Here is a 17,302-nt window from a genome sequence, read left to right as displayed (position 1 = left end):
CTATAGCGTCGTCATTGGCATGGCCCGGTAGAGCCAAGGGCCGATTTTCGGCATCAATCAAGCGATTTCAAATCAGTGACGGCTCTTGGGAGACGATGGTCACCGTCGGCTCAGGGCCCAAAGCGGAAATTTGATGCGTTCAAAACAGCAATGCCAGCGATCAATGAGGCGCAGAATTAGTACGCTGGTACTGCGCTGAAAGCCAGAACACAAGCTGACATCTCTGCCATTGACTGACTTGCGCATGCCCATTGCCGCCGCCAGATTGCAGCGACGAGAAGGCCTAAGGCGATGAAAAAAGCCACAAAAAACAACAGGGGCCCAACATCGAGAATCATGCCATTCAGAAAATGCTGGATGCCATCCAAAGATGGAGGGAGTTTGGGGGTTGCGAGCAGCGTTGATGACCAAGGCAGGAGAAGCAAACCCGCGCATAGCAGCACGGTGCTGACCCTGATCCGGAGTTGTGGTTTCATTCTTGTCATCCAAGGCTGCTTCTGGCCGCAAGTAGTCAGGAAATTTTGGACAAGAGAGGCGGTCGCACACTGTGCAAAAAGCGAGCTTCACTGGCGCCGTATGCCTTGAAGTTCTCCCGTGCTTGCTTCAAGCTGACCTTGCCATTCGGGCCACCGCGAACCACCGTCGCATCATCATCGCCCTGTCCGTCATCTTCCCAAAAGCACACTGGACAGATTTCAAAGCCCCCTCGCGCTTCAAGAGTGAGGTGCTGGCAGCAAGGGCAAGAGAAGCGCGTTTGGTCGTAGGGCATAAGGTAGATTGTTACGTAACATCCTACGATTCAGGCAAGGTCCGCTCATGGCCGCTCACTGCCACACTGGCTGCGGTCCGGGGCGGGTGTAACCCCACACCCGCACGACGCCATCTTCTGTCGAGTAGGGGATGCTATGACGCCGGAGAATTCCAAGAAGCCAATCCGTAGAGGTGGCTTGCAGCTCCATCCACTCCAGGTCTGCGACCGGGTGGACGTGGTAATAAAACTCCCCATCCCAATCGGTGCAGAAATCAGGTGGTGCAAACACGCTGCGAGCTCTAAATTGGGGATGCTGCTCGGCAGGCGCCGTGAGCATCTCGGCTCGAAGTTCCGCCCACTTCGTGTGATTAAGAACGGGGTGTAACTCGCCACGGCTAACCATCCCAGCCAAACGATTCATTTCAGACTCGCTCGGTCGAGGCATTGTCTTTGGACCCCATCCAAATTTGTGCTCAATGGTCATGGTGTATCCAATGTCCGGTTGTGGCCGAATACAGAAGTCAGGCCCCGGAGCATAGTCGCGCCACGCAAGGTGGTGGTTAACTCAACGCCCTTCAACCCCTCCTGCATCGGGCAGACCAGCCGCCGGCGGTGGCGTGGCTGGCCGTTGAGCGGCGGCTTCGGAGCCGCGGACCTCGGCCTGCGCCTTGTCGTGCTGTGCGCGGATACGGGCCTGGACTAGGCCGTGAAAGCGCAGCAGGCGGGCCACGTGGTCGGCGGCGCAGCGGGGCAGGGGGGCGCGGATGTCGCTTTGGCGCTGGGTGTAGCTGAACTCGACCACAGCGGGGCCTTCGCGGGCCTCGTCCACGTCGATCTGGTAGGCGCTGTGGGCGTTGTCTTCGTCATCGCCCGGTGCATCGTCGCCGTTGCGCCAGCTGTATTTGAGTACGCGGCCCCACGGCACGCCGTTGTGCATGCAGGGCTGGCGGGCTCCCACCCACACCTCGTCCTCCCAGTAGCCGTTGCGGTCACTGTCCCACCAGTCGTTGTACTGCTCGGCGAACACCGGCAGGCTGGTGAAAGCCTCGATGTGCTCTGCCGTCAATGTGGCCTGCAGGCGCTGGTAGAGCGGGTAGCGGGCGCGGTGCTGGCCCACGGCCTTGCGCACGTAGTCCAGCACGCCGCGCCAGGCGTGTTCGCAGGCCTTCCAGGCTTCGGGGGCGCTGCCGGCGTCTGGCGGGGGCGCCAGCACTTGCCAGGGGCCGGGTTCCCCTTGTGTGTAGCGACGGTACAGCAGCGTGCGCTGCGCTGCGGTGGGCACCGCGCTGCGCCACACCTTGGTCGCCAGCCGCTCCAGCCAGTTGCGGGGCGCAGGCACCTGCTCCACCGACAGGTAAAAGTCCCAGGCCTTCCACACGGTGATGAACACGTTGTCGTCGCGCGCGTCGCCTTCTTCGTCCACATGCCGCTGGCAGAGTGAAAAATCGGTCTGCTGGAACCAGCCGGAGGCCTTGTGCTCCTTGTGCGCGATCACCGGCGTGTGCACCACGGCCCGAATGTTCTCGATGCTGATGGCGTTGTCGGCGCACAGGTCGTGGGCCATGGGCTGGTCGGCGTCGATGCCTGCGCTGGTGCGCACCGCGCTATGGCCCGCACGCACGGCGGCCAGCACCTGGTTGCGATTGAGCATGGCGGCCAGGCCGCCTTCGCCCGCATCCACGCCGTCGTAGAACTCGGGTGGGAATACGGCGCCCACGATCTCGGAGGAGAACTCGGCAAGGTGCGGCACGTTGCGCACCTCGTCCAGCAAGAGCTCCACCTGCTCGGGCCCTTTGATGTGCAGGTGGTATTCGTCGGTGAACAGCGCCACATGCGCCTGCAATCCGCCCTGTACCCGCAGCTCGCCGTGGTTGTGGTGGCCCCACAGCAGTTCGTCCACGCGCAGCGTGCCCTGTACGCACACCAGCTGCCCGCCCACCACAGCGTTGCGCAGGTGGGCGTTGCCGGCGACGACGAGGTGCGTGGTGCCGTCGGTATCGGCACTGGTCAAGGCGCCGTCGATGCGCAGGTCTCCGTCCACCAGGATCAGAAAGGGCGCACTGGGCAGGGAGTCGGCGCCAAAGCCATCCGCAAGGTCTTGCAACCATGAGCGCAATGGGCTGCCCGGGGCCAGGGGCGCGTCGAGGTGCAGTGCGGGCCATTGCACATCGCCCGTGACCCACAGCGCGGTTTCATTGGCCAGCGCCGCAGGGTCTTGCGCCAGGCGCTCGGCCATCCAGCCGGCAGGAGGGAGGCGGTGGGCCACATCGGCCAGCGGGCAAAGTCGGGCAGTGGGCATGGAGCGGGGCGCAGAAGGGACTGGACCGGCGGGCATCGTACACCGCGCTCAGCAACGATCCGGCTTTGCGCGGACAATGATGTGTCATCTTATTAATTCACCGCCATGACGCAGAACCCTCCCGTTTTTGAAGTCCTCCCCCGCGACCTCTCGGCCTACCGCCAGGGCAATGTGGGCATCGACTATGTGCACCGCTTCGAGTCGGGCAAGCCCGGGCCGCACGTGCTCATCAATGCCCTCACGCATGGCAACGAGATCTGCGGCATGGTGGCCGCCACGCACCTGCTGGACACGGGCGTACGTCCCCTCATCGGCACGCTGACCATCAGCTTTGCCAATGTGGCCGCGTACGAGTCGTTCGACCAGAGCCGCCCGTTCGAGAGCCGCCAGCTGGTGCACAACCTCAACCGCATCTGGTCGGCGGCTGAGCTGGACGGCACCGCCGACAGCCCCGAACTGCAGCGTGCCCGCGTCCTGCGACCGGTGGTGGCTGCGGCCGATCACATCCTGGACATCCACTCCACCAGCCAGGACGTGCAGCCGTTCTGGGTGTATCCCTCCTATCCGCGCAATGCCGAAGTGGCGCTGGCCATCGGCCGCCCGCCGGTGCACTTGGTGATGCCCAGCGGCCTGGGGTCGGGCACGCCGCTCATCCAGCATGGCCGCCACGGGCAGACAGAGGGTGATGGCGTGGCGCTGGTGGTGGAGTGTGGGCAGCATTTCCGCCAGTCAGCGGCCGATATGGCCACGATGGTGGCGCTGGACTTTCTGGCGCATTTTGGCCTGATCGTGCCGGTGTCCGACCGGCCCGCACCGGCAGAGCAACGCCGCTACGAGCTGCTGGAGACCTGCATGGTGCGCACGGCGGACTTCCGTTTCACGCGGCCGGTACAAGGGTTTGAAGTGTTTGCCAAGGGTGACCTCATCGCCACCGATGGCCCGCACGAGATCCGTGCGCTGTGCGATGACTGCACCATCCTCATGCCCACCCGCGAGCCCATCGTGGGCCGCGAGGCGGTGTACCTCACGCGGCCTATCTGAGAACGTGTTGGCGATCGATCCCCTGCGAGATCGCCAACATGTTCTGAGATGCTGAAGAGGGGGCGGCCTGGTGGCCGGCCCTAGAACGACGAGCCGGGCTGCTCCAAAAACGCCACTTCTTCGGGCGTCGAGGTGCGGCCGAGCACCGCGTTGCGGTGCGGGTAGCGGCCGAACCGGGCAATGATGTCGCGGTGCAGCACCTCGAACTTCAGGTTGCTCTCCAGCCCCGGCTGGTCAAACAGCACCATGGCCTGTTCGTGGATCACGGGCGATTCGCTGTGCATGTAAGGCATGTAGGCAAATGCGCGCTGGACAGGTGGCAATGCGCGGTCGTTTTGCCCGGCCACCAGCTCCTGCGCCAGCGCCAGGGCCAACGCGTCCTGCGCAAACGCCAATGGCGAGCCGCGGTGCAGATTGCGCGAGAACTGGTCCAGCACAATGATCTCGGCCAGCCGCCCGGCGGGGGACGCGCGCCATGCCGAAAGTTCGCACCGCTGCGCCGCCTGCCATGCGGGCGCGAAACGTTCGCGGATTTGCGCATCCACTGCATCGTCCCGCGCAAAGTGTTGCTGGGGGGTGAGCTGCTCAAACCAGAAATGAAGAACGTCTTCGAGTTGCATGGACGGGAATATTGAATGAAATGGGGCGGAAGCGCTTGATCATAAAGCGCTAATAGCTATCAAAATAATAGTGAAAATCAGCCGTGCAGCTGGATCTTGCCTTCCCGCACATACTGGTTGAACTGGTCCTTGGGCAGGGCGGCCGAGCCGGCCGCGTCGTTGTCGGCCGTCCAGCTGAGGGTGGCGCTGTCCTTGGCTTGCGTGACTTCGACCGGGCCTTTGGGAATCGTGAGCGGTGCGCCGTCACCGGGGCGATACGTCACAAGGCCCTGTATGGTGGCGTGCTGAGGGGCGGGTGAGGACATGGGGGGCTCCTTGGCGTGGTTGCGTTCCAGACTCCCATTACAGACCGTCCCCGCGTGGCTGCTTGTCAGACCACACCGCACGCCCGCGCGCGGATTGAACCCATCTTGCCCTGCTGGCTGGTGGAGGTGACCGCCGCATCAAGGCGGCACCACCGCCTGAGTGCGCTCCTGGCGCACCAGGTACAGGCCGCTGCCAATGATGATGGCGCCGCCCAGCAGCGTGCTGTAGCCGGGCACTGTCTGCCACAGCACCCAGTCCAGCCCCATGCCCCAGGCCAGGGCCGTGTACTCAAACGGGGCCACCACCGAGGCCTGCCCGTGGCGAAACGCCTCGGTGATGGCCAGCTGCCCCGCAAATCCGGTGACGGCGAGCCCTGCTACCAGCGGCCAGTGGGCTTGCGCCACGCCCACCCACTGGGGCCACGCGAGGGCGCCTGCGCCCAATGCCAGCAGGGTGGTGGTCCAGAACACCAGGCTGGCACTGGAGTCGGTGCGGGTGAGCATGCGGCCCGTGATGGCCGACACCGCGTAGCAGGTGGCTGCTGCCAACACCGCCAGCGCACCCAGGGTAAAAAAAGCCTCCTGGTTGGGCCGCAGGGCCACCAGCACGCCCACCATGCCCAGGGCGATGGCCACCCAGTGGGCGGGGCGCACCTTTTCACGCAGCACCACGGTAGACAGCGCAGTGATGAGCAGCGGCGCAATGAAGAACAGTGTGTAGGCCTCGGCCAGCGCCAGCTCACGGATGGCGAACGCAAACAGCGCCAGCATGGCCACGTTGAGCCCGCCGCGCAGCAGGTGCAGCGGCCAGCGCACCTTGAGCAGCCGTGGTACCTCGCCACGCCACAGCGCATACAGGGCCACCAGCGGCAGTGCGGCCCAGCCCCGCAGCGCCGCCACCTGCATGGCCGGGTAGTGTGCGGTCAGCGTCTTGAGCAGTGCGTCCATCAACGAAAAGAAGCCCACGGCCGCCACCATGGCGATGATGCCGCGCAGGTTGCCTGCGGGCAGCGCAGGCCCCGGGGCGGTGCGTGGCGCGTCAGACATGGCGCAACCCGGGGATGGCACCCGCGCAGGCAGTCAGGCGCGGCAGGGCACAGGGGGCGCAGAGCTTGGCGGTGGGCAGGCGTGGCAAGGGCGGGCAGGGCAAGTGCATGGGAGAGAGTTGGCCCTGTGTGTGCGGCGCATGCGGTGGCAAGGCGGCTGAAGGGTCGGGGCGGCAAGGCCAAAAAGTGTAGCGCAGCCCCGCCGTTCCACGGGCTGCGTCAGGTGGCCGAAGGGGGGCGCTCGGGCGGGCGGGCGAGGGTGGTGTCGGGGGTATGGCTTGCCGGAGGCAGCGTGGCATCCAGCAACGCGAGGGCCTGCACAAAATCGAATCCGTCGATGGCCTGTGCCAAGGCTTGGGCGCGGTCCGGGTAGTGCTGCACCATGGCCGGATGCAGATCGGCATACGCAGCGCTGGCATCCAGGTCGTCGCTGGCCAGCAAAGGGCGGAGCTTGCGCAGAGCCTCTTGCAGCTGTGCGGCGTCAGTGGCCGGGGCTGACCCTTTAACCCCTGCATCCCCGCCATCCCCTGCAGCACCCGCGCTGGCATCCACCACAAAGCGCAGCGATTGCACCAGCTGTTGCAGCCGCCCCTCAAGATCACGCAGTGCCTGTGCGGTGTCCGCGCCTTGGCCTTCCTGGGGGGCGGATTGCAACCTGACCTCGGCCTGCTGCGCGGCCATCTGCAGGTCCATCAGGCCAGCCGTGCCCGCCAGGCCTTTGAGCGTGTGCACGGTGCGCAGCGCCTCTTGCTGGTCACCGGTTTGCCACGCGTGCAGCGCTTTCCGGGCGTCCTGGTGGTGCTCGACCACGATGCGCTGCAGTAGCCGCACCAGGGCCGCAAAGTGGTTGCCCAACGAGCGCAACCCCTGCTGCAACTGAAAGCCTGCCACCGCCTGAAGCTGAACTCGCATGCGCGCCTCGTCGGCCGGCGTGAGGGTGGAGGGCACAGCGACCGGGTACGCGCCGGTCCCTGCGGCTTCCACCGCATGGGGCAGCAGGTGCGCCAGCACGCGCGCCAGTTGGGCGGGGTCCACCGGCTTGGGCAGGTGGTCGTTCATGCCGGCGGCCAGCGCGGCGGCGCGATCTTCGGCAAAGGCGTTCGCCGTCATGGCCACGATGGGTGTCTGTGCATGGCCGGGCAGCGCGCGGATCTGGCGGGTGGCCTGCAGGCCGTCCAGATGGGGCATCTGGATGTCCATGAGGATCAGGTCGTAGTGCTGCTGGCGGGCGTGGTCCACGGCAATGAGGCCATCGCCTGCCACGTCCACCGCAAAACCCAGTTGCTGCAACAGTTCGCACGCCACTTCCTGGTTCAGCGCGTTGTCCTCTGCCAGCAACAGACGCAGCCCCGGGGTGAAATGGACAGAGGCATCCGCAGGCAGCGCGGGCGTCCCCTCCGCAGGTGTCTGCGCGCGGTTCCAGACGCGCACCAGCACTTCTTCGAGCGCGGTGGGCAGCACCGGCTTGGGCAAAAACGCGGCAAAGCGGCCGGCATCCACCTCGTCGGCCGGGCAGCTCAGGCTGCCGCTGACCAAAATGCAGGCGGGGCGGTGGCGCAGCGGCAGGGCACAGATCTGGTGCCAGGTTTGCGTGCCATTGAGGTCAGGCATCAGCCAGTCGGTGAGCACCAACTCGTACGGGTCGCCCACCTCGTCGGCCTGCGCCACGGCCTGCAGCGCCAGCGTGCCCGACGACACCGCGTCGGCCCGGGCCCCCAGCTGGGTCAGCAGGTCGGCCAGCAGCTCGCGGGCCTCCTCCATGTCATCGACCACCAGCACGCGGGTGCTCGGGGGCAGTGCCTGCACGTGGCGGGGTGCTGCGGCCTGGGTGCTGATGCCGAAGGGGGCTTCGAACCAGAAGGTGCTGCCCTTGCCGGGTTCGCTGCGCACCCCGACCTGCCCGCCCATGAGGTGGGCCAGACGGCGCGATATGGCCAGCCCGAGGCCCGTGCCGCCATGGGTGCGGGTGGTGGAGACATCGGCCTGCTGGAACGCGAGGAACAGCTTGCCCTGCTGCTCCGGGCTCAGGCCGATGCCCGTGTCGCGCACCTCAAAACGCAGGCGCACCTCGTTGTCTTCGCGGTGGGTGACGAAAGCGTGCAACGACACGCTGCCGCGTTCGGTGAACTTGACGGCATTGCCCATGAAGTTGGTCAGGATCTGCCCCAGGCGCACCCCGTCCCCGTGCAGCAGGGGCGGAACCCCCGCCAGCTCGGCCATCACCTCCAGGCCCTTGGCCTCGGCCTTGTCGCCGGTGATGGTGAACACGTTGCTCACCACCTTCTCCAGCTCGAAGTCGGTGGGGTCCAGCGCCATCTTGCCCGCTTCGATTTTGGAAAAGTCGAGGATGTCGTTGATCACGGCCAGCAGGTGCATGGCGGCACCCGACACCTTGTCCAGCTGCTGGCGCTGGTGCGGGTTGGTGGTGTCACGGCGGATCAGGTGGGTCAGGCCGATGATCGCGTTCATGGGCGTGCGGATCTCATGGCTCATGTTGGCCAGGAAGGCGCTCTTGGCCTGGTTGGCCTCATCGGCCATGGCCTTCGCGCTGCGCAGCTGCGCATTGGTGTGCTGCAGCTCCAGCGTCTGCTGGGCGAGGGCCTGGCTGGTCTTTTCGAGGTCGAGCGTGCGCTCGGCCACCAGTTGCTCCAGCTCGTCGCGGTAGCGGGCCAGTTCGCGCTCGGACTGCTTGCGGTTGGTGATGTCCACCCAGATGCCGGTCATGCATTCGCGGTCATGCATGTGCAGGGGGCGCATGGACACCCAGAAATCGCGGACGTTGCCGCTCTTGTCGCGCCGCTGGGTCTCAAAGTCCTGGCCGCCTTCGGCCTGGATGCGCTGGAGCCGTTGATCGACCTTGGCGGTGTCTGGGTCCAGCTGCAGGTCGTACAGGTTCATCTGCGAAAACTCTTCGCGCGTGTAGCCCAGCGATTCATTGGTGGCGTCGTTGAAGCTGACGAATTGCAGGGTCTGCATGTCCAGCACCACGATGCCGATGGGGGCCTGGCTGATGATGTTGGCGTGCAGTTCCTCGCGGTCGTGCAGCTCTGCCAGCGCCACGCGACGTTCGTCCTGCGTCTTTTGAAACGCCAGCACGGCATCTGCCATGTCGCCAATGAGCGTGCCCTTGCGCGCGGCCATGGCCTTGATCTGGGCGAAGGTCTTGTAGCCGCTGAGGCCGCTCTCACCGCGCGAGAGCTTTTGCAGAATCAGGTTGAGCCGGTCCAGCTGCCGCGAGGTGGACAGCGACAGCCCGAACCACAGCGCCAGAAACACCAGCGCCGCCAGCGTGCTGTAGATGCGCATGCGGCGATTGAAATCCTGCAGTTGGTTGCGTATGGCCGCTGCGTTCTGGAGCGCATGGTCCATGAAGGTCCGGGCGATGTCGCCCATGCGCAGGGCAAACGCGCCGTAGTACGCCGTGGCGCTGATCAGGTGTTCGCCCGCCAGCGACTGGTCGATGGACATCTGGTCCGAACTCATCAAGGCGAACTGGCGAAACTCCTGGAACGCGCTCAGGGCTGCTGGGTAGTGGGCCTGGACGTGTGAGAAATCATGGGCTGTGGTCAGCGTGGTCAGGTCCTTTTCAAGCGCGGCCATTTCGTCCACGATGAGCGTGTGAAGCTGGTAGGCCTTGGCTTCATCCACACGCCGGTCCTTGGAGGCCGTCAGGGTCTGCGCCAGCCGCAACTTGATCTCCAGCAGCTTGCGGCTGATGGCTTCTGCCTTGGCGGCCACCTCGATGTCTTTCTCCTGGCTCTGCAATGCCTTCAGCTGGATGGCCTGGGTGCGTTGCTGCACCGCATAGTCAAACCCCATGCCTACCAGCACGGCCAGTACCACCGGCAGAAAAAATCGCAGAAAAAACCGTTGGCGCTTGAGCAGGTGGAGCATGGGCGAAAGGGGCCGCAGTGGTGGATCAGCGTTTGGGAGTGGCCGGGAGCAGGAGGCTCCAGTGCGATGGGGGAATGCTGCCCATGTATTCAAATTGCGAGCGCCCCAGCGGGCGCAGCACCACCATGGTTCCTTCGGGCTTGACGAAGTAGCCCATCAGATCGGCCAGGTTGGGGGCGTGCGCCACGATGACGCGGTTGGTGCCCTCGGGAACGGGCGTGGACACCAGGGCCCGCGTGGCGGCAGCGACAGGCTTTTTCTGCTCGCTGGTCAGGTTGGCGGTGTAGGCCAGCAGGGGCTCTGCACGCAGCAACTGCGGTTGCGTGGCAAACGTGAGCTGGGCGCTCTCGCGGGCGCGGCACATCGGGCTGTGGATGACCTCCCCCACGGGAATCCTGGCGCGCCGCAAGGCAAGCCCCAGATCGCGTGCCTGTTGCCGGCCTGCATCACTGAGGACGCGCTGGGTGCTGCAGTCGTTCAGGTCCACCTGCGGCGCTCTGTCCACCCGGCTGGGGTCCGAGGTGCCGTGGCGCAGGTACAGCACAAAGCCGCCTTGGCGCATTTGTGCCAAAAGGGCAGGGCTTGCCAGGATCTCCTGGAAGTCCTGGTCCTGCGCGATGCCAACGTCGGGCCATGCAATCGTTCCCGTTGCGGCAACCATGGCCACCACCACAGCCGGCACCCGAGTCCACCCCTTTTCCGCGCGGGGGCCCCTCCTGCCGGGCGGAGTGGGGGCCAAACGCAGGGTGCGCATCGCCAGCATGGCTCAGGCCTCTGGCACCGTGGCGGGATGGTCCGCAAACCGGTCCGCGATGGCCGCAAACTGCGGCACCAGCTGGAGAAACGCGTCGCAGATATCGGGGTCGAAATGCTGGCCACGGCCTTGGCGGATGATGTCCACCGCATCGTCGAGCGTGAAGGCGCGCTTGTAGTGTCGGCGCGAGATCAGGGCGTCAAACACGTCGGCGATGGCCATCAGCCGCGCGGGCAGTGGTATGGCGTCGCCCTGCAGGCCTTCGGGGTAGCCCGAGCCATCCCACTTTTCGTGGTGGCCCGCCGCGATCTGGCGCGCCGTCTCCAGGAACTCGAGGGCAGAGTTCCCGGGTGCCGCCCCGGGCGACAGCGGCTGGTGGTGGCCCAGCTGCAACACGCTGCGAATGGCCTCATCGATGGCGTCGGCGCCAATGCGGGCGTGGGTCTTCATCACCTCGAACTCTTCGGGGGTGAGGCGCCCCGGCTTGAGCAATATGGCGTCGGGGATGCCCACCTTGCCAATATCGTGCAACGGCGCGGCCTTGGCGATCTGCCGGCGCTGGCCGGCGCTGCCCAGCAGGTGCTCAAAGCGCGGATGGCTTTGCAGGTGCAGCATCAGCGCATCGATATAGGCCTGCGTGCGGTGCAGGTGGTTGCCGGTTTCGTTGTCGCGCTTTTCGGCCAGCGTGGCCATGGCGTGCAGGCTGAAGTCCTTGATCAGCTCGTTCTCGGTCATGCGCCGTTGCACTTCGGCGTCCAGGTAGCTGTTCTGGTCTGCCAGCCAGTCGCGCGCGGCCTTCAGCTCCAGGTGGGTACGCACCCGCGCCAGCAGCACGGCGGGCTTGATGGGCTTGGCCACATAATCCACCGCGCCCGCCTGCAGGCCGCGCTCCTCGTCGGCAATGGCGTCGAGGGCGGTCACAAAGATCACCGGGATCTCGCGGGTTTCAGGCGCCATACGCAGGGCTGCCAGCACCTCGTAGCCGTCCATCTCGGGCATCATCACATCGAGCAGGATGATGTCGGGCACCGGCTGGGACTGGGCGACCTGCAAGGCCCGCTGCCCTGAGTTGGCCACCCGCACGTGGTAGTACGGGCGCAGCAGTTGGCCAATGACGGTCAGGTTTTCGCGGGTGTCATCCACAACCAGCACCGTTTTGAGCAGGGCTTTATCGTCGGCGGGCAAAAACATGGTCGTGGTGCTTTCGGGCGTCCTCGGCAGGGGGTGCTGCGGGTAACCACATGTTACCGGTGTTCTGGGTGTTGCCACGCGTTTGTTCGCGTGGCGGCGGGGGCATCCGCAGGGGGCTTGCAGGACCTCTTCCCGGTGCCTCAGCCGAACGACCGTGCAATACCCATCGCGCCCATGCGCTGGCTGATCGCAAAGAACTCCGCCACCATGTCGTCGATGATTTGCTGCGTGGTCTTGACGGAGTCAATCAATCCCACGGTCTGCCCCGCCAGCGCCGGGGCTGCCTCCATGTCGCCGTCAAAGTACACGCGCTGGATGCCCGCAAAGCTGTCGGCGGGCATCAGACCGGCCTCGTGGATGGCCTGCGTGCGCTGCGACTTGAGCGCACGGATGCAGGGGCTGGCCTTGGTGTTGAGCATCCAGGTGCCGGTCACGCCCGCATCGACGATGGCGTTTTTGTAGTTGGCGTGCACGGGGCTCTCGGCGCAGCTGACAAACCGCGTGCCCATCTGCACGGCCTCGGCCCCCAGCGCAAAGGCTGCGGCCATGCCACGCCCGTCGCAGATGCCCCCGGCTGCCACTAATGGCACGTCCACCCGCGCCCGGATGGCCTGCAGCAGTACCAGGGTGGAGACCTCTTCGGGGTTTTTGAACCCGCCGCCTTCGCCCCCTTCGACCACCAGGCCGTCAATGCCTGCGTCCACGCATTTGAGCGCAGCGTCCACTGTGGGTACCGCGTGGTACACGGTGATGCCCGCGTCCTTGAGCGGCGCAATGAACTTGGCCGGGCTGCCTGCCGAGGTGGTCACAAACTTTACGCCCGACGCGCACACAAAGCGCAGCATGGCGTCGTCCTTCAAAAAGCGGATGGGCAGATTCACGCCAAACGGCAGGCCCAGTGCGCTCATCTTGGTGATCTCGGCCTGGCAGTTGGCCGTCTCGCCCGACGAGGTCTCGATGATGCCCAGCCCACCCGCGCGCGACACCGCCGAGGCCAGCTGCGTGCGCGCAATCCAGCCCATGGGCGCCTGGATGATGGGGTAGCGCGCACCGGTGTGGGCAAGGACGCGGTTGGTGGCGGGTGCGGTCATGGGCGGTGTCTCCTGCTATTTTTTGGAGCGCCCATTATTTCGACGGGTATGCCGTCACCGTGTCGCCCGCGTTACGGGGCCGAGGCAGGTGTCTCTTGCCAGGGCAGCCGCGCCAACAGGCGCAGCCAGTCGGCGCAGGGCGGCGCAGCGGAATCTTCGGCTGGGAGGTGCCCGCCGCCCCAGTCCGCAGGCTCAGGCCAGCGCAGCCCGCTGTCGAACGTCGTCGCAACTCCCGACATCGGGTGGGGCACCGTGAGCTGCCAGGCATGCAGCCACAGCCGCTGCTGGCCCAGCCGCTCGGCCCACCAGCGGTTGAGCGGGCCCTTGCCGTGCGTGGCATCGCCGATGATGGGGTGGGCCAGGTGCTTGAGATGGCGGCGGATCTGGTGGCGCCGCCCGGTGGTCGGTAGGGCCTCGACCAGTGAGGCGCGGGTGGTGGCAAAACGCGCATCGCTGGTCTCGGGCAGCGTGAGCTGCGCCAGCCGCCGAAAGCGTGTGTGGGCGTCCTGCACGGCCGCATCGGCCGGAGCATCGTCGGGCTTCAAGGCATGGTCCACCTCGATGGCCTGGGGTGCCCAGCCGCGCACCATCGCCAGGTAGCGCTTGTGCGTGGCGCCCTGCTCAAAGGCTTGCGACAGTGCCCGCGCTGCATCGCTGTGCAACGCCATCACCAGCACGCCGCAGGTGCCCTTGTCCAGCCGGTGCACCGGGAACACATGCTGGCCCAGCTGGTCGCGCAGGGTCTGCATCACAAAGCGCGTCTCGCCCGCGTCCAGCCCCGTGCGGTGCACCAGCCAGCCCGCAGGCTTGTAGACGGCCACCAGGTGCTCGTCGCGCCAGAGGATGTGCAGGGGAGGGGGCATGGAGGAATGTGTATGCGCCATCGCGGGCTAGGGGAAGGCGCGGATTGTGCCGCACGCGCCGCTGCCTACACTGGCCCCGTTCAACCCTTGCAAAGGATGCCCAGGTATGTCCGCTGGAGACTGGAAAGACATGTACGCCGCCGCCGTGGCGGGCGACCTGGCGCTGGTGCGCCACCACATCAGCGCGGGCGTGAACCCCAACTACCAGCATCCAGAGATTCTTTGCACACCGCTCGTGGCCAGCCTCATCCACGGCCACGACGCCATTGCGCAATACCTGCTGGCCCATGGGGCGGACCCGATGCTGCGGTCCGACTTCGACGACATGACCCCGCTGGAGGCTGCGCGCCGTTATCGGCGCACCGAGTTCGTCGCCTTGCTGCAGGCCCAAGGGGCCAAGGAAGAGCGCAAGCCGTTCTGGTGGCGCTGGTTGCCGGTGTAGATGCCGAGCAAAGGCGAACCCGTAGAGCCCGCGCGGCGCAGGCCAGCGGCCGCCGTGTAAGGCCCCCGCCGCACCAACGGCGTAGTCCCTTGGAGGGAAACCGCGAAGCGACTCAGTGGGGGCTTGTTTCCTTCGCGCGCATCTTGGCGCCGATGTACTCGCCGTGCGTCACGTGCAGCAGACCCGCCACCTTGCTGATGGTGTGCATCTCGTTTTCGTCCGGGTGTGTGTCCGCGTAGGCCACCTGCCACATGGCTTCAACCAGCCGGATCTTCTCGGCCTGGGTGAAGTGCTCGTTCAATTGGCTGGTGAAGTGCTGGTAGTCGTAGGCCGTTCTGGAGGTGGTGGTGGCTTGGTCCAGCAGTGCCTGTAGTTCCTCGTCCGTCAGCGCAAACTGCTGGCGCAGTGCGCTTTCCATCACGTTGCGCTCCGCGTCGCTCAGGGTCGCCTTGGTGCGCACCACCTCCACCAGCAACACGGCGGCTGCCAGTTGCAGTGCCCGTGCACGCTCGGCGGGCGAGGGCGTGGGGTGCAGGGGAGCAATGCTTTCCAAAAGGTCTTTGAGGGTTTGGAACATCGTGGGCTTACGAGGCTGCGTGAATAGGATGGATGCGCTGGGGGGCGCGTTGGTTCCGCTGCATTGACGGGGTGTGAGTGTCCAGGCTGCGCAGATTGCGCTCGGTGCCTTGCAATGCCCCGGCGACAATCGGGGGTCATGACGAAGAAAACCATACTCCCCCTGCAACTGCTGGTTGCCCCCGACAAGAACGACCCCGCGCCGCTGATCCTCTACCACGGGCGCAATTGCCCCGATGGCTTTGGCGCGGCGCTGGCCGCATGGTTGTACTACGGCGACCAGGCTGAATACGTGGGGCTGGACCACGGCGATGTCAAGACCGTGGACGACCTGCCGCCCCTGCAAGGCCGCGCGGTGTACATCCTCGACTTCTCGTTTGCCAACGAGGTGATGGCCGCCATCGACGAGCGCGCCGCCAAGCTGGTCATGCTGGACCACCACAAGAGCGCGGCCGAAAAGCTCACCGGCTTTGCCTGCCGCTGCGGTGTGGTGCACTTTGACATGAACAAGTCGGGTGCGCGGCTGGCGTGGGAGTTCTTTCACCCGCACGCGCCCATCCCCGCATTGCTGAAGTACGTGGAAGACCGCGACATCTGGAAGTGGGAGTTTGCCGAGAGCGCGGCCTTCCTGTCGGCCCTGGACATGGAAGAACAAGGCTTTGCGCGCTGGCGCGAGATTGCCGACTTCACGCCCGAGCAGCTCCAGCAGTTCATGGTGCGCGGCGAGGCCATGGACCAGAAGTACCGCAAGCTCTGCGCCGACATTGCCGAAGGCGCGCAGCCACTGGTGTTCAACGGCATCACGGGCCTCATGGTCAATGCCCCCGGCATGTTCCACAGCCTGGTGGGCGACATGCTCTCGGCCAAGACCGGCACCTTTGCGCTGATGTGGAGCGCGGGCGAGAAGGGCGTGAAGGTGGGGCTGCGCGCGCAGCGCAACTTTGACTGCATCGCGCTGGCCGAAAGCATGGGCGGCGGTGGCCATGCGCAGGCCTGCGGCTTCAAGATGAAGGTGGAGCGCCTGCCCGAACTGTTGACAGGCACCTTCAACGCGTAGTGCTGGGGTGATTTGGAGCGAAAGTCACCTGAAGCGCTACAACTGCATGCCTGAGTAGCTATCAAAAATATAGTGAACGGCGTGGAGCGCGAGCGCGGCTAGACCAGCCGCAGGTCCGCGCCCTTGCTCCCCGGAAACACCCGCGCCACGGCCGTGGCGTTCAGCCCGTACATCCGCGCGAACAACCCGCCCAACACACTGCGGTAGTCGTTGAGCACGGGGTAGTCGCGATTCTGGAACAGCGTGGTGGCGGTCAGCGCCTGCTGCTCGCCCGCAATGCGGCCGCCATTCACCCCGCCACCCAGCACCCAGAACACCGTGCCGTGGCCGTGGTCTGTGCCCCGGTTGCCGTTCTCGCGGAAGGTGCGGCCAAACTCGCTGATGACCACCACCACGGTGGACTTCCACGCGGGGCCCATCTCGTCGGCAAAGCCTGCCAGGCCCCGGCCCAGTTCCTCCAGGCGATTGGCCAGCGCGCCGGTGGCAGCCCCTTGGCCCACATGGGTGTCCCAGCCGCCCACGTCCACAAAGCCGATCTGGTAGCGCGACTGCATCAGCCGCGCCATGCGCCGGGCCGTGCCCTCGAATCCCTTGGTGCTCAGCGCATTGCGGCTGGCGGCCTCCATCTCGCCCTGCATGGTGCGGGCCACTTCGTCGCGGGTGGCAAAGCCTTCGTTCACCGGCGTGGCCAACGCCGTGCCCCGGTACATGGAGGCGATGAGTTCGGCCTGCCGCGCATCCACGCCGCCCCGCCCGGCGCCTGCGCTCAGCGCGGTGTTGGGCACATCCACCGCCCCCCGCAGCACCAGGGGCAGGGTGCTGGTGAATGCCATGGGCTGCAGCGCCGCCGCAGTGCTGTCGGCGCGCGGGTTCAGCTCGGCCACCAGCCGGTTCAGAAAGCCCGATCGGTAGTCGCGCCGCCCGCCCAGGGGCTGGCCCAGCTCGATGCTGTCCTGCGTGTCGAAGTGGCTGCGTGAGAGGTCGTCCGTGCCCGCAAACGGCACAAACGCGAGCTGGCGCTGCTGGTACAGCGGCAGCATCGATTCAGCCAGTGCCGGGTGCAGGCCCCAGTCGGGCGTGAGCGACAGGGCGCCGCCCTCCTGCCCCGGCCGGGCGATGGCGATGTTGGGCCGCGTCTCGTAGTAGTAGCTGCTGGCCGTAGGCACCAGCAGGCTGGCGCAGTCGTAGCCACCGCGCAAGAACACCAGCAGAAAGCGCGCGTCCTGCGCGCGGGGGGCGGCGAGCACGCTAGCGCTGTGCACGCCCAGGCCCACGCCGAGCGCGCTGGCGCCCAGGGCCTGGAGAAGGTGTCGTCTACAAAGCATGGGGCTGTCCTTTCAACCTATTCAATGGCGCCCGAACGCATCATCGG

General features: G+C 66.0%; 17 protein-coding genes. 3 read left to right on the top strand and 14 right to left on the bottom strand.

Annotated features, from left to right (window positions below; all coding sequences use genetic code 11):
* Window positions 1-176: 176 nt before the first annotated feature.
* The 4 genes from ASD94_RS23480 to ASD94_RS06810 all read right to left on the bottom strand — a co-directional run bounded on the left by ASD94_RS23480 (window position 177) and on the right by ASD94_RS06810 (window position 3,050).
* On the bottom strand, window positions 177-476 hold the full coding sequence (locus ASD94_RS23480) for a hypothetical protein (RefSeq protein WP_156391366.1): 300 nt from the start codon (window positions 474-476) through the stop codon (window positions 177-179).
* A 35-nt stretch (window positions 477-511) separates the two neighbouring features.
* Window positions 512-769 carry a CPCC family cysteine-rich protein gene (locus ASD94_RS24260; RefSeq protein ID WP_082576789.1) on the bottom strand — a complete coding sequence of 86 codons (258 nt, stop codon included), beginning with the start codon at window positions 767-769 and terminating at the stop codon, window positions 512-514.
* Between the two features lie 55 nt (window positions 770-824).
* A complete protein-coding gene (locus tag ASD94_RS23990) occupies window positions 825-1,235 on the bottom strand; it encodes a DUF6678 family protein (protein ID WP_156391365.1) in 411 nt (136 codons plus the stop codon).
* 81 nt (window positions 1,236-1,316) lie between these two features.
* On the bottom strand, window positions 1,317-3,050 hold the full coding sequence (locus ASD94_RS06810) for a polymer-forming cytoskeletal protein (protein WP_200954203.1): 1,734 nt from the start codon (window positions 3,048-3,050) through the stop codon (window positions 1,317-1,319).
* 105 nt (window positions 3,051-3,155) lie between these two features.
* Here ASD94_RS06810 and ASD94_RS06805 point away from each other — a divergent pair, with 105 nt between their 5' ends.
* Window positions 3,156-4,091 carry a succinylglutamate desuccinylase/aspartoacylase family protein gene (locus tag ASD94_RS06805; protein WP_056640390.1) on the top strand — a complete coding sequence of 312 codons (936 nt, stop codon included), beginning with the start codon at window positions 3,156-3,158 and terminating at the stop codon, window positions 4,089-4,091.
* Window positions 4,092-4,171: 80 nt separating this feature from the next.
* On the opposite strand, the gene ASD94_RS06800 is transcribed toward ASD94_RS06805, so the two are convergent.
* From ASD94_RS06800 to ASD94_RS06765, 8 genes are all read right to left on the bottom strand, one after another.
* Entirely contained in the window at window positions 4,172-4,711 is a 540-nt protein-coding gene (locus ASD94_RS06800) for a DUF924 family protein (RefSeq protein WP_056640386.1), read from the bottom strand.
* A gap of 77 nt (window positions 4,712-4,788) precedes the next feature.
* Complete coding sequence (locus ASD94_RS06795; protein ID WP_056640383.1) at window positions 4,789-5,016, bottom strand: hypothetical protein; 228 nt, start codon at window positions 5,014-5,016, stop codon at window positions 4,789-4,791.
* Window positions 5,017-5,154: 138 nt separating this feature from the next.
* Window positions 5,155-6,063, bottom strand: coding sequence for a DMT family transporter (locus tag ASD94_RS06790; RefSeq protein ID WP_056640380.1), 909 nt, complete (start codon window positions 6,061-6,063; stop codon window positions 5,155-5,157).
* A gap of 218 nt (window positions 6,064-6,281) precedes the next feature.
* Window positions 6,282-9,956, bottom strand: coding sequence for a response regulator (locus tag ASD94_RS06785; protein WP_056640378.1), 3,675 nt, complete (start codon window positions 9,954-9,956; stop codon window positions 6,282-6,284).
* Between the two features lie 25 nt (window positions 9,957-9,981).
* Entirely contained in the window at window positions 9,982-10,617 is a 636-nt protein-coding gene (locus tag ASD94_RS06780) for a histidine phosphatase family protein (protein ID WP_082576791.1), read from the bottom strand.
* 105 nt (window positions 10,618-10,722) lie between these two features.
* Window positions 10,723-11,901: a two-component system response regulator gene (locus ASD94_RS06775; RefSeq protein ID WP_056640370.1), complete on the bottom strand. Its 1,179-nt coding sequence runs from the start codon at window positions 11,899-11,901 to the stop codon at window positions 10,723-10,725.
* A 140-nt stretch (window positions 11,902-12,041) separates the two neighbouring features.
* On the bottom strand, window positions 12,042-12,992 hold the full coding sequence (locus ASD94_RS06770; protein WP_056640367.1) for a nitronate monooxygenase family protein: 951 nt from the start codon (window positions 12,990-12,992) through the stop codon (window positions 12,042-12,044).
* A gap of 71 nt (window positions 12,993-13,063) precedes the next feature.
* Entirely contained in the window at window positions 13,064-13,855 is a 792-nt protein-coding gene (locus ASD94_RS06765) for a pseudouridine synthase (RefSeq protein WP_156391364.1), read from the bottom strand.
* 106 nt (window positions 13,856-13,961) lie between these two features.
* On the opposite strand from ASD94_RS06765, the gene ASD94_RS06760 reads away from it, so the two are divergent.
* Entirely contained in the window at window positions 13,962-14,297 is a 336-nt protein-coding gene (locus ASD94_RS06760; RefSeq protein WP_056640362.1) for an ankyrin repeat domain-containing protein, read from the top strand.
* Window positions 14,298-14,409: 112 nt separating this feature from the next.
* On the opposite strand, the gene ASD94_RS06755 is transcribed toward ASD94_RS06760, so the two are convergent.
* Window positions 14,410-14,874 carry a TerB family tellurite resistance protein gene (locus ASD94_RS06755; RefSeq protein ID WP_056640359.1) on the bottom strand — a complete coding sequence of 155 codons (465 nt, stop codon included), beginning with the start codon at window positions 14,872-14,874 and terminating at the stop codon, window positions 14,410-14,412.
* Window positions 14,875-15,012: 138 nt separating this feature from the next.
* Between ASD94_RS06755 and ASD94_RS06750 the strand changes: the two genes are divergently transcribed.
* Window positions 15,013-15,930 carry a DHH family phosphoesterase gene (locus ASD94_RS06750; protein ID WP_056640357.1) on the top strand — a complete coding sequence of 306 codons (918 nt, stop codon included), beginning with the start codon at window positions 15,013-15,015 and terminating at the stop codon, window positions 15,928-15,930.
* A 98-nt stretch (window positions 15,931-16,028) separates the two neighbouring features.
* Here the strand turns inward: ASD94_RS06750 and ASD94_RS06745 are convergent, their stop codons facing one another.
* Complete coding sequence (locus ASD94_RS06745) at window positions 16,029-17,255, bottom strand: DUF1501 domain-containing protein (protein ID WP_056640354.1); 1,227 nt, start codon at window positions 17,253-17,255, stop codon at window positions 16,029-16,031.
* Between the last annotated feature and the right edge of the window lie 47 nt (window positions 17,256-17,302).

It is taken from the genome of Acidovorax sp. Root70 (assembly GCF_001428225.1).
Classification (GTDB): domain Bacteria; phylum Pseudomonadota; class Gammaproteobacteria; order Burkholderiales; family Burkholderiaceae_C; genus Acidovorax.
Note: the sequence above shows the minus strand (reverse complement) of the source record. Positions and strands in the feature narration are given on the sequence as shown.

Excerpts from the sequence above, each read along its gene's own strand:
- ASD94_RS06800 (WP_056640386.1), bottom strand. The coding sequence starts at position 4,711 with ATGCAACTCGAAGACGTTCTTCATTTCTGGTTTGAGCAGCTCACCCCC.
- ASD94_RS06775 (WP_056640370.1), bottom strand. The coding sequence starts at position 11,901 with ATGTTTTTGCCCGCCGACGATAAAGCCCTGCTCAAAACGGTGCTGGTT.
- ASD94_RS06795 (WP_056640383.1), bottom strand. The coding sequence starts at position 5,016 with ATGTCCTCACCCGCCCCTCAGCACGCCACCATACAGGGCCTTGTGACG.
- ASD94_RS06755 (WP_056640359.1), bottom strand. The coding sequence starts at position 14,874 with ATGTTCCAAACCCTCAAAGACCTTTTGGAAAGCATTGCTCCCCTGCAC.
- ASD94_RS06805 (WP_056640390.1), top strand. The coding sequence starts at position 3,156 with ATGACGCAGAACCCTCCCGTTTTTGAAGTCCTCCCCCGCGACCTCTCG.
- ASD94_RS06770 (WP_056640367.1), bottom strand. The coding sequence starts at position 12,992 with ATGACCGCACCCGCCACCAACCGCGTCCTTGCCCACACCGGTGCGCGC.
- ASD94_RS24260 (WP_082576789.1), bottom strand. The coding sequence starts at position 769 with ATGCCCTACGACCAAACGCGCTTCTCTTGCCCTTGCTGCCAGCACCTC.
- ASD94_RS06750 (WP_056640357.1), top strand. The coding sequence starts at position 15,013 with ATGACGAAGAAAACCATACTCCCCCTGCAACTGCTGGTTGCCCCCGAC.
- ASD94_RS23480 (WP_156391366.1), bottom strand. The coding sequence starts at position 476 with ATGAAACCACAACTCCGGATCAGGGTCAGCACCGTGCTGCTATGCGCG.
- ASD94_RS23990 (WP_156391365.1), bottom strand. The coding sequence starts at position 1,235 with ATGACCATTGAGCACAAATTTGGATGGGGTCCAAAGACAATGCCTCGA.
- ASD94_RS06780 (WP_082576791.1), bottom strand. The coding sequence starts at position 10,617 with ATGGTTGCCGCAACGGGAACGATTGCATGGCCCGACGTTGGCATCGCG.
- ASD94_RS06785 (WP_056640378.1), bottom strand. The coding sequence starts at position 9,956 with ATGCTCCACCTGCTCAAGCGCCAACGGTTTTTTCTGCGATTTTTTCTG.
- ASD94_RS06810 (WP_200954203.1), bottom strand. The coding sequence starts at position 3,050 with ATGCCCACTGCCCGACTTTGCCCGCTGGCCGATGTGGCCCACCGCCTC.
- ASD94_RS06765 (WP_156391364.1), bottom strand. The coding sequence starts at position 13,855 with ATGCCCCCTCCCCTGCACATCCTCTGGCGCGACGAGCACCTGGTGGCC.
- ASD94_RS06790 (WP_056640380.1), bottom strand. The coding sequence starts at position 6,063 with ATGTCTGACGCGCCACGCACCGCCCCGGGGCCTGCGCTGCCCGCAGGC.
- ASD94_RS06745 (WP_056640354.1), bottom strand. The coding sequence starts at position 17,255 with ATGCTTTGTAGACGACACCTTCTCCAGGCCCTGGGCGCCAGCGCGCTC.
- ASD94_RS06760 (WP_056640362.1), top strand. The coding sequence starts at position 13,962 with ATGTCCGCTGGAGACTGGAAAGACATGTACGCCGCCGCCGTGGCGGGC.